The sequence below is a fragment of the Clostridium sp. C2-6-12 genome, from assembly GCF_009928485.1.
Lineage (GTDB): Bacteria > Bacillota > Clostridia > Clostridiales > Clostridiaceae > Clostridium.
Genome location: NZ_JAABNP010000073.1, coordinates 1 through 10482 on the forward strand (window position 1 = coordinate 1; position 10482 = coordinate 10482).

Here is a 10482-nt window from a genome sequence, read left to right on the forward strand (position 1 = left end):
GCATTATTCAAGAGAAGTTGAATTTGCGATTTTTTTAATGCATAATTCTAATAAAGTGCGTAGTAAGTGGGGTGGAAATATGGAACAATTGGACAAGCCAATATATACAGTTCATCAAGGAAGAAATTCAGGATTAATAAAAAGTGTTGCGGAGTTATATTTCAATGAAGGCGATAAAATTGCAGATGTTACTTATGGCAAAGGTGCCTTTTGGAGAGAAATAGACTTAAGTAAATATGATGTAGTTGGAACTGACTTAAAAACTGGTACAGATTTTAGGAAATTACCTTATGAAGATAATTTATTTAATCATAGCGTTATTGACCCACCATATGCAAGAATAACAAATTTAAAAGGTATTGGATGAAGATATATAAAGAAAGTGAGTATAGTGAGGTGAACAATAACAATGAATGAGTTGAATTGTAAGTATATATTAACAGAGGATCTAAACAATTTTAACAAGCTTATGGATGAAGTAGATATTTTAAATGATAATGATTATGGGAAAGCTTATTCTATTCATAAGACAGCGTTAAGGCAATATGACAGGTGGAGTTACATTTTATTTCAGATTCGTATTAATGAAAGGAAGGGCATACCTAAGAATCCAGCATTAAAAGATAGAATAGCACAGATACTAAAAATGATAGATAATACTTATGTAAGCGCTAGGATGGTTTGGAGCAAAGCGAAAGATGACATAACTGGAGGTAAGTATTAAGCATGGATAAAGAGTTATTTAAAAAGACAGAAAGTCAAATAATTAGATATTTCAGTAAAGATAAAATAATAAAATCATTAAAAGATAAATTATCTCTTTTGGATAAGCAGATATGTTCTATAGATGAAGAATTAAGAAAGTGTAATATATCAATAGAGCCTGAAAGTAAATCTCCAAGTTTTGAGGAAAGAGTTCAAACATCTAGTGATGGAATCAGTTATGCAGAAAGAGAAATTATGAGAGTTACAGAATATAAAATTAAGAGAATGACTGAAAAACAGTTAGAAAGAGAAAAGACATTAGAGCAAATAGACAAGATAGAAATAGATTATTATTTTATTAAGGATGCAATAGATCCTATACAAGGACAAGCAAGGCGACTTTTAGAACTTTTGTATAAAAAAGGGTTTGGAGAGCAACAGATAGGAAATGTACTTCATTTAACACAACCTCAGATAAACAAAAAGAAATGGAGATTAATAAAAAAAATAGCTGATTGGGATCAATGGAATAAGATTTCATAGATTGTAGATATGACGTAGTAATGATAAAAAGATGTTTTTTGAAAATAAAATAATGTGATACGTTATCAATTTATGTTATTACTTATTTATAGTAATAACTAAATGTGTAGTAAACAAGTAGATCAAATAAATTTGATCTACTTGTTTTAAATTGGTTATATAAACAGTTTATTACAATTATATACTATAATACTAACTTACCACCAGCTAATTCTACATTTATTGTAGAACCACCACCATTAAATGTCTTTGTTTCAGTTTCATTTGTTTCAAGTTTTTTAGAATTTATTGTACACTTAGCATTTTCATTTACTTTTAAATTAACATCTCCTGTGTAAGATTTAACATTTAAATTTGAGCCTTCCTTTAAGCTATTAATTCCTAAAGTAATATTACCTGGACCTACATGCTTAATATTTAATTTTTCACATTGAATGTTATCACAATTAATTGTACCATCGGTTGAGGATAAATTAATATTCTTTACGCTTTTAGGAATTTGGATGGTATAATTTATTTTTACATTACATTTATTTCGATTGTAATCAGCTGCTTTTTCGTAGAGCATATGTTCCCCTCTGTATGGATCTAATTCAATTTCTCCACATTCTTCTTTTGCGTTTAAGGATAATTCAGTTAACAGTGAATTTTCATAATTTTCATCATTTCCATTAATTATTGCTTCTGCGTTGACTTTTAGATTTTGTGTGTCTGTAAAATTCACATTTATATCTCCAACAACAAATGGTAGACTTACAGAGTTGTAATCTGTCATATTTTTTTCATATTGCAATATTTTTCTTATTGTTTTAGTATAACCGATTGATTGATTAGTTTGATTTGCTGTTTCTTGTATTTTGTTTGGTGTACTTGCAGCTGCAGCAATATTACTGCAACCTATTTGTAAAAAGGATACTAGTAGGGCTGCACTTAAAATACCAATAATAGATTTTTTCTTCATTATATAAATCACTCCTAGATTAGTTCATTTTAGTTAATATATTAATTGCATAAACTGGTATATTTAGAATTTTATTACTTTTAAAGTATAACACTTTCTAAAAAAATTTATCTTAAAATATCCTTAAAATATTTTGAAGGAAAGTAATCTAATAGTACAAATAATAAAATATAACATACTTTTTGAGGGTTATATTAACAGTTTAATCGAACGTAGCCTTTTGTAAAAATTATAGATAGTAATGGGGAAGATTCTTAAATCATGAGTCAATAAAATTAAATTTCAGATTGTAAAATTATATAATTTAATAGATTGTAATTACGCTTTTTTAATACGTAATTCTAATTAACATAAGGTGGAATGTAAAATGAATATTAATTGGAAAGCAAGAATAAGAAATAAAACTTTTTGGGTATCGCTTGTAGGAGCTGTAGTATTACTTATTCAACAATTGGGATTTAAAGATTTAATTCCAAGTAATTATGCAGATATAGTTAATTCTGTACTAAGTATTTTAGTTATGTTAGGGATTGTTATAGATCCTAGTACAAAAGGAATCTCAGACACTATAGAAAATAAAGAAGGTGAAGAATAATGAAAATAGGATTAAGAGCAGGGCATAGCGATAATTGTACAGGAGCTATTCGAATTGTAGACGAACATGAACAAATGAAAAAGTATTATGCTGCAGTTAAAGCAGTATTTGAAACATATGGACACACTGTTATTGATTGCAATAGCAATGCAAATACTCAGAATGGAGAACTAAGTGAAGGAACTAATGCAGCCAATAGTAATAATGTAGATTTTTTCGCAAGTTTACATATGAATTGTTATAATGGTCAAGCGCATGGAACAGAGGTACTTGTTTCTAGTGAAACTAGTGGAGCTTATCCAGTAGCACAAAGATTAGTACAAAACTTCAGCGAATTAGGTTTCTTTAATAGAGGTGTTAAATTCCAAAAACTTTTTGAAATGAATCATATTTCAGCACCTAATATTATTTCAGAGATATGTTTCTGTGATTCTCAAGAGGATATTGACATTTACAATATGTATTCATGGGAGCAATTAGCATATGCTTTCTGTAATGCAATAGACCCTAATATACCTAAATCACCAGTAATTAATGATACATCTACTCAACATGATAAAGGTTACATTGTGACTAGTTATTTACCTCATTCAGATGGATATGATGGAGTAGATATAAGTTATTAATTGGGATATTTTGAAGGTGTTAAATGCTACGTAAGAGGTAATAATAAGGGTGTATGGATTGAAACCGAATACTTAAATATAGATAAGTGTGATGAATTAAAGAATAAGTTAGGTAATTTATTTTATTCAATTGAATATTAAAGAATTTTAAGGGCAGCATGGAGATTTATTTCTCCGTGTTGCCCTTTATTTTTATGTCTAAAATTAGAGGAAAAATGATATATTGATAGAATTAGTAATTTATAGAAGGAAAATTAATAAGAGAAATTGGTTTTCAAAATTAAATTTAACTAATAAAATAAGAGTGAGGAGTTAATCGTATGTGTACGAAATCTGGGAAAGTAATTTCATTTATAAATATGAAAGGTGGCGTTGCTAAAACAACCTTGTGCCTGGGGATTGGAGAGTATTTAGCTCATCAGGAAAAACATAACAAAAAAATATTATATATAGATATGGATCCTCAATTTAATACTACACAATCTTTAATGGATGAATATAATTTGGGAGAAGTATATTTAAGTGAATTTTATAAAACAAAAAATGTAAGGAAAATTTTTGAGACCCCAAATACAATTGCAGAGAAACCAATATTACCACAGCCAGAAGAAGTTATAGTAGAATTAGATGAGAATATAGATATAATACCAGGAACAATTAATTTAATATTTGAAGATACTAATAGAGATGGTGGTAAAGTAAGAAGATTAAAAAAATTTATAAAAGATAATAAGTTAACAGAGAAATATGACTTTATTTTTATTGATTGTCCGCCAACAATATCATTATATACAGATTCTGCTTTAATAGCATCAGATTATTATCTTGTTCCTAATAGAATAGATAGATATTCTATTTTAGGAATAAAACTTTTAAAGCAAGTAATTGATAGGTTAGAAAGTGATAATGATTTAGATATTAAACCCCTAGGAATTATTTATACTATGGTTGGTGATGAAAGTCGAAAAACTACCTTGTTAAAAGACGCTTTTGAAGATGACGAAATAGTTAATAAAATTGGTCTTTTTAATGGAAAAACAACATGGGTAAGAGATTTATTAGTAGGGTTACAAGGAAATATTGCTTCAAAATATAAAAAATCCAGAGAAGACATTGAAATTATTTGTGATGAATTTTTAGAAAGGATAGGATAAAATGAATAGCATAATAAATCCTTTAAATATAAAAGAAGTATTAATAAAATTAGAAAATCGCAACTTGGAACATTCGGAATTTATAGGGATAGTGTATTGTATTATTCATTCAAAAGAGATTTTCCAACGTAATAAAGATATAGATCCATTTTTAGAAGAAGTATTTGGATTTAAATATTTACAATACATATTAAATTCTAGAACCCTAATGTCAGCTAGAGTTGCTAAGCATGTTTTAAATCTCGAAGAAGAAGGAATAAAAGAAATTAGGAAGAATTTAATAGAATATTTAAAAAAGATAAAGAATGATTCTAGCGAAACTAATAAAAATAAATCAAAAAAGAAAAATGCAAATGATAAATTAAATATTTGGTTAAAAGGATTATAATTACATGTTAAATAAATATGAAGAAATAATTAAAATAAAAGAAGAAGTTAGAAAATATATTGTTTTATTAAATTCAAAGAAAAAATTGCCACAAGAGAATGATTTAATATATATTGTTAAATTAATTTTATTTACCAAACAATTTTTTACCCAAGAAGATTTTGATAGGAAACATTACAGAAATTATATGATATACGATTTATTGCTAATGATGCACTCGCTAACGGGTAATTCTGTAATTAGTTTTTATCAACTATACCGCTCCTTTATAGAAAATATAATAAGAGTTATGTTAGAGTTGGAAGATACCGATGAAACTGGCATTAATGCTATTTTTAAATTGTTTGAAGACAAGTATGGTACAAGTGAAGCTAATAATGAATTTATATATTTTATAAAAGGCGAATATTCCAAAGCATGTGATTATGTACATAGTAATCTAAGATCTGATGTTTCTGTATATTTATTCTATCAAGATATTATTAATTCTGATGAAATGAATGATAAAACTTTAAAGAATTTTATATCAAAGATAAAAACTTTATTAATTAAATTTATAAACTTTATTATTGATGTTAAAACCTATAGCATTGATTCTGTATATTTTAGGCACTATAATGAATTAGAATTTTTAATTGGAACTAATTTATATAAACATTTTAAAAAGAGAATAAATGAGATAGAAAATTAATCTTTCAGGAGCAGTAGCCAGGAGCAATCCACTACTGCTTATTTTTGTTTAAAATTGAGAAAAGTATTTACATAATATGTTATAATTAATGGACGATGGTAATAAATGGTTATCAGATATGCTCTAATGAAACTATTTTTCATAAGTTACATGATAATATATTATATGATCAACATTATTTATTAACATAGCAAAAAGAAAATTTAGTCTAATTGATAAAGATAAATATTTACTAATACTATTTAAGGAGGTTTTAGGAATGAGAGATGAAATTGTTATTCTTGAAAGTAACGAGTTAGTAGAGAACTCGAAAATTGTGATGGTTGGGACAAATGGAGAAAATGGTTATCCTAATATAAAAGCAATGATGAGATTAAAACATGATGGTTTAAAGAAATTTTAGCTTAGTACAAACACCTCGACAAAAATGGTAGAACGTTTAAAAGATGATAATAAGATGTGTTTATATTTTGTTGACGATGATAACTTTGCAGGACTTATGCTCATCGGTACAATTGAAATATTACAAGATAGAGCATCAAAAGAACTGTTGTGGGCTGATAGTTGTGAAGTTTATTATCCATTAGGTGTAGATGACCCTGATTATACCATATTGTGTTTTACGTCAGAATGTGGAAACTATTAGCGCCATTTAAAAAATATAACCTTTAAAATAGAAGATATTTAAAGCGTATAAATATATTTTGAGGAAAAGTTAATAAAGTCTAAACTCTTAAATAATAAAAATATAGTATTAAAAACTATGTTATAATATAAGTATTCTATGCTAAATCGTGTATAAAAATGATATTCAAATAAAGGGGGAATTGCATGACAAAAAAAACTAACAACATTTTAAGCAAATTTAGTAGAATAGTATTTATGGTATTAGGTTCAATCTTAGCAGCAATTGGGCTTGAAATATTCTTAATACCTAATAACATAATTGATGGAGGAATAACTGGAATATCAATTATGGCAAGTTATTTAACTAATGTGAAATTAGGTGTATTTATATTTATGCTTAATTTGCCGTTTGTTATTATTGGATATAGGCATATAGGGAAGACATTTGCTATTTCAACTATATTTTCAGTAATATGTTTTTCAATTAGTGTAACTTTACTTCATCCTGTTTTAGGTGTAACACAAGATACACTGCTGGCTACTATATTTGGAGGAATTATATTAGGAGTAGGGGTAGGCATAGTTATAAGAAATGGTGGTTCTTTGGATGGAACTGAAATTGTTGCTATCATTATAGAAAAAAGAAGTGCGTTCTCTATTGGAGAAATAGTTATGACTATCAATTTTTTCATATTAGGAACTTCAGGATTTTTATTTGGATGGGATAGAGCCATGTATTCTTTAATAGCTTATTTTATTGCATTTAAGGCTATAGATGTAACTGTGGAAGGTCTTGAAGAATCAAAGGCAGTGATTATTGTATCGGATAAAAATAAAGATATTTCTAAGGCGATAATTGATAGACTTGGTAGAGGAATTACTTTTTTGGATGGAAAAGGTGGATATAGTGGTGCTGAAACAGAAGTTATATATGTAGTTTTATCAAGGCTTGAAATAGCGAAATTAAAAAATATTATACATGATTTTGATAAAGAAGCACTAATTACAATTACAAGTGTTGAAGGCACTGGTAAAAAGTATGTAAAGAAAGCAATACATTAGAATTCAATATAGGAAAAATATAATATAACGTTTGTATAAGGCACTTGCAGAAATGTAGGTGTCTTTTTCTACACAATAGGGAAAATAGGGCGAAGAATTAAAGCAGTAGCAAGGAGCAATCCACTACTGCTTTATAAAAGTATTGACTAAGGAGAAAATTGGTAATATATTCTGATGTTAAAAATAAGAGGAAATGAGATTATACATTACACTAATATTGTATGAAGTCACAATAAGAATGTTACTTAGATTATAAATGACGTTGGTATTCACTAAATGTTTATTATAGAATATATTAAAAATATAAACTCTAGATTATTATAATTAACCAAACGATTATAATTTTATATACAAAGGAGCGGTATTAAATGAGTAGATTTGATAATTGCGTTAAGTGCAATAAAAGTTCATGTGAGTTATGTAGTTGTATTAGCGCAGATCCGGTAGATATAGAAAAGCATGGTGCACGATTGTTAACAGTAAGAGTAGAAGTAAATAATGTATGCCCTAACAAAAAGGTAGCTGTTGCATGTATTGTATATGACCGATGTAATAGAATACTTGCCTTTAAGGGGTTTGTTACAATGGTATCTGGAAACAATGAATGTGGTAAAGATTCATGTGGAACGATTGAACGTAAAATAAAATTTGTTATTCCAGATGACGATGACAGTGATCCTGCTAAATTAAATGTTAGTACTATAAGTAATTATATATATCCATGTGAGTAAGACAAATAGGTAACTATATAAAATTACTTGTAGATTGGAGAAATAAAATATTTCTACGCTAAAAGCACTTTACTATTAAAGTACTTTTCTAAAATAAGCATTAGTTAGTAAATAATTAAACTAATGCTTATTTTTGTCGATAAATACTTATTTAATATTAAAGAAAATGTATGGAATATTATGTATAAAAATGTTATTATAAAGTTACAAACAAACACCCATAAAATTTCCCAGTAAAAATGCAGTCATTAATTTGGCTGCATTTTTTGTTGAAAAAGAAAAGGCAGAGCCGTAGCTCCACCAGTCCATTTTGCAATATTATTTTAACATATAAGAAAGTAAAGGTATAGGGGTAGTATTTGGCGAATTAAATTAATACTATCCCTTTTAGTACAGTCATTAAGTTGGCTGTATTTTTTATTACTGTGTTTGGTATAAAATTCTAAAAGAAATTATGTTAATTAGAAGTAAGGTAATGGTTGGAAATATAAGATGATTATTGATTTATGTTACTTTACAGAAAGGAATTAAAATGAATAATTAGTACTATAAAATCACTTTTTGCAATTTTAATAGAATTAATGAGATTATTAGTAAAATTATAATGAAAAAAATCGTATAAATTTTGTTGAATAAGTATAATTTTGGGAGTAAAATGTAATTGTTAATATAATAAGATTTATTTAGAAATATAATTTCAGTGTGTTTAATGTTTCTTAGTAAAAAGTATCATTTCCAATTTATTAAATCCTATATTACTAATTTGGTGAATTTATTTAAGTATCTAAATGTTCGATTATTAGGAGGGATAGTTATGGAAATTAAAAAGAATTTTATATATATGTTATCTACTTTTTTAAAAAGAATGAGCAAATCATATACGGCGACCGCATCACTTTGTGGATATGGTGTTGAAGAAATGCCTGAGTCAATGAAAAAATTGAGATAATAAAACAGATATTTGACAAAAATAGTGGAGATGTGAATTGGAAATGAACTATATTGATATTATAATTTCATTAATGCAGAGTGTTTTATTTCTTTACATGATAAAATATTTAGCAGATGATGAGATAGTAAATAGTAAAAAAATAATACTATATTTAACTTTATTTTCTACACTTACTATAATAATACCTGGAATATCTCAAAGTATTTTAATGAGCTCATCATTAACACATATTTTAACTTTAGTATTGACAATATGCATATTTACTAAGGAAAAATATAAAAATATAATTGTATCATATAGTTTGATATATTCTATAGTAGCTATTTGGTTGTTTATATTTGGAAACTTGTTATATGGAATATTAGAACAGATAATTTCAAATTATAGTATGAAAAAAAATATATATTTAATCATGTATTGTTCACAGTTAATCTTGTTTTCTTTATGCTACATATTTCGAAGTAAAATTAAAAAAATTTATAAATTATTATCACATGAGAGCATTTCAATCAATTATGCAATTTTATTGGGATTTCTTCCGGATTTTTTATTGTTTTTTTACTTTATTTCATATGAGATTGATAATTCTATTTTTAAAGAAATTATAATTATAGCTTTTAGCAGTTTTATAGTATTTAATATATATTCATTCATTAGAATAGTAAAAAAAGCTAATAAAATAAAGAAATTAAATCGTAGCTTAATTATTAAGAATAAAGAATTGAAAAATATAAAGTATGATTATAGTTTGCAAATGAATTGTCTATTCGAACTAGCTAACATGGATAAGTATGATAATGTAACTGATTTGTTGAAGAGTATTATAAACAAACAAAATAATCCGCAAATAATTTATACCGGTATAAATAGTACATCTATATTATCACTTGCTCTGCAGCATATCAAAAGTGATAATATAAATATAGTATTGGATGATAAAGCAGATTATAAAATGACAACAATATCTGAAATGGAGTTATATAGAATACTAATTAACATTGTTAATAATGCTATAAAAGCTATGAAAAATAAAGGGACATTAGTTGCTAAATCATTTGAAGATTTGAAGAATATAACAATTACAATAGAAAATGATGGAGAAAAGATTCCAGAAGAAAACATCAGTAAAATTTTTAATCCTGGCTTTACAACTAAAAATAATACTGATAAAAATCATGGATATGGATTAAGTATAGTTAAAGACTTAATTAAAAGTCATAATGGTAATATATTTGTGGAAAGTGATGAATTTATTACAAGATTTACGATTATATTGCCTAAAAATTTTATATGATAAAAAAGCATTTTATATTAGATGATTTACTAACATCTTATAATGGCTAATTTAAGGGGCTGTTGCAAAACTAACGTAGTTAGTTTTGTAGCAGCTCATTTTTATGGAAATAAAAAAATGTGAATTCCGAGGAACTCACATTCATTGTATAAT

15 protein-coding genes and 1 pseudogene are annotated in these 10482 nt (G+C 26.3%); 15 read left to right on the forward strand and 1 reads right to left on the reverse strand.

The window, feature by feature from the left end; all coding sequences use genetic code 11:
- The 3 genes from GXK56_RS27105 to GXK56_RS27115 form a co-directional block, all read left to right on the forward strand.
- Window positions 1-367: hypothetical protein (locus GXK56_RS27105; RefSeq protein WP_243156285.1), on the forward strand; the 367-nt coding region annotated here is incomplete at its 5' end.
- A 42-nt stretch (window positions 368-409) separates the two neighbouring features.
- A complete protein-coding gene (locus GXK56_RS27110) occupies window positions 410-724 on the forward strand; it encodes a hypothetical protein (protein WP_160693364.1) in 315 nt (104 codons plus the stop codon).
- Between the two features lie 2 nt (window positions 725-726).
- Window positions 727-1248, forward strand: a complete 522-nt coding sequence (locus GXK56_RS27115; protein WP_160693366.1) for a hypothetical protein — start codon at window positions 727-729, stop codon at window positions 1246-1248.
- A 184-nt stretch (window positions 1249-1432) separates the two neighbouring features.
- Here the strand turns inward: GXK56_RS27115 and GXK56_RS27120 are convergent, their stop codons facing one another.
- Complete coding sequence (locus tag GXK56_RS27120) at window positions 1433-2209, reverse strand: hypothetical protein (protein WP_160693368.1); 777 nt, start codon at window positions 2207-2209, stop codon at window positions 1433-1435.
- Window positions 2210-2576: 367 nt separating this feature from the next.
- Between GXK56_RS27120 and GXK56_RS27125 the strand changes: the two genes are divergently transcribed.
- From GXK56_RS27125 to GXK56_RS27165, 12 genes and pseudogenes are all read left to right on the forward strand, one after another.
- Window positions 2577-2804 carry a phage holin gene (locus GXK56_RS27125; protein WP_160693370.1) on the forward strand — a complete coding sequence of 76 codons (228 nt, stop codon included), beginning with the start codon at window positions 2577-2579 and terminating at the stop codon, window positions 2802-2804.
- Window positions 2804-3430 (forward strand): N-acetylmuramoyl-L-alanine amidase, encoded by a 627-nt coding sequence (locus tag GXK56_RS27130; RefSeq protein WP_243156286.1) that lies wholly within the window; start codon window positions 2804-2806, stop codon window positions 3428-3430. Before GXK56_RS27125 ends, GXK56_RS27130 begins: the two co-directional genes overlap by 1 nt.
- Window positions 3431-3571, forward strand: coding sequence for a hypothetical protein (locus GXK56_RS28455; protein ID WP_243156287.1), 141 nt, complete (start codon window positions 3431-3433; stop codon window positions 3569-3571).
- Between the two features lie 179 nt (window positions 3572-3750).
- Window positions 3751-4584 carry an AAA family ATPase gene (locus GXK56_RS27135; protein ID WP_160693372.1) on the forward strand — a complete coding sequence of 278 codons (834 nt, stop codon included), beginning with the start codon at window positions 3751-3753 and terminating at the stop codon, window positions 4582-4584.
- 1 nt (window position 4585) lies between these two features.
- Window positions 4586-4972, forward strand: a complete 387-nt coding sequence (locus GXK56_RS27140; RefSeq protein ID WP_160693374.1) for a hypothetical protein — start codon at window positions 4586-4588, stop codon at window positions 4970-4972.
- Window positions 4973-4976: 4 nt separating this feature from the next.
- Complete coding sequence (locus GXK56_RS27145; RefSeq protein WP_160693376.1) at window positions 4977-5663, forward strand: hypothetical protein; 687 nt, start codon at window positions 4977-4979, stop codon at window positions 5661-5663.
- A 259-nt stretch (window positions 5664-5922) separates the two neighbouring features.
- Window positions 5923-6066, forward strand: coding sequence for a hypothetical protein (locus tag GXK56_RS28780; protein ID WP_347707977.1), 144 nt, complete (start codon window positions 5923-5925; stop codon window positions 6064-6066).
- Between the two features lie 15 nt (window positions 6067-6081).
- Window positions 6082-6309, forward strand: a pseudogene (locus tag GXK56_RS28785) (pyridoxamine 5'-phosphate oxidase family protein); the annotation flags it as partial.
- A 185-nt stretch (window positions 6310-6494) separates the two neighbouring features.
- Complete coding sequence (locus GXK56_RS27155) at window positions 6495-7352, forward strand: YitT family protein (RefSeq protein WP_160693378.1); 858 nt, start codon at window positions 6495-6497, stop codon at window positions 7350-7352.
- Window positions 7353-7720: 368 nt separating this feature from the next.
- Window positions 7721-8083, forward strand: a complete 363-nt coding sequence (locus tag GXK56_RS27160) for a hypothetical protein (RefSeq protein ID WP_160693380.1) — start codon at window positions 7721-7723, stop codon at window positions 8081-8083.
- Between the two features lie 814 nt (window positions 8084-8897).
- On the forward strand, window positions 8898-9032 hold the full coding sequence (locus GXK56_RS27930; RefSeq protein ID WP_202127952.1) for a cyclic lactone autoinducer peptide: 135 nt from the start codon (window positions 8898-8900) through the stop codon (window positions 9030-9032).
- A gap of 43 nt (window positions 9033-9075) precedes the next feature.
- Complete coding sequence (locus tag GXK56_RS27165; RefSeq protein WP_160693382.1) at window positions 9076-10329, forward strand: ATP-binding protein; 1254 nt, start codon at window positions 9076-9078, stop codon at window positions 10327-10329.
- The last annotated feature ends 153 nt before the right edge of the window (window positions 10330-10482 follow it).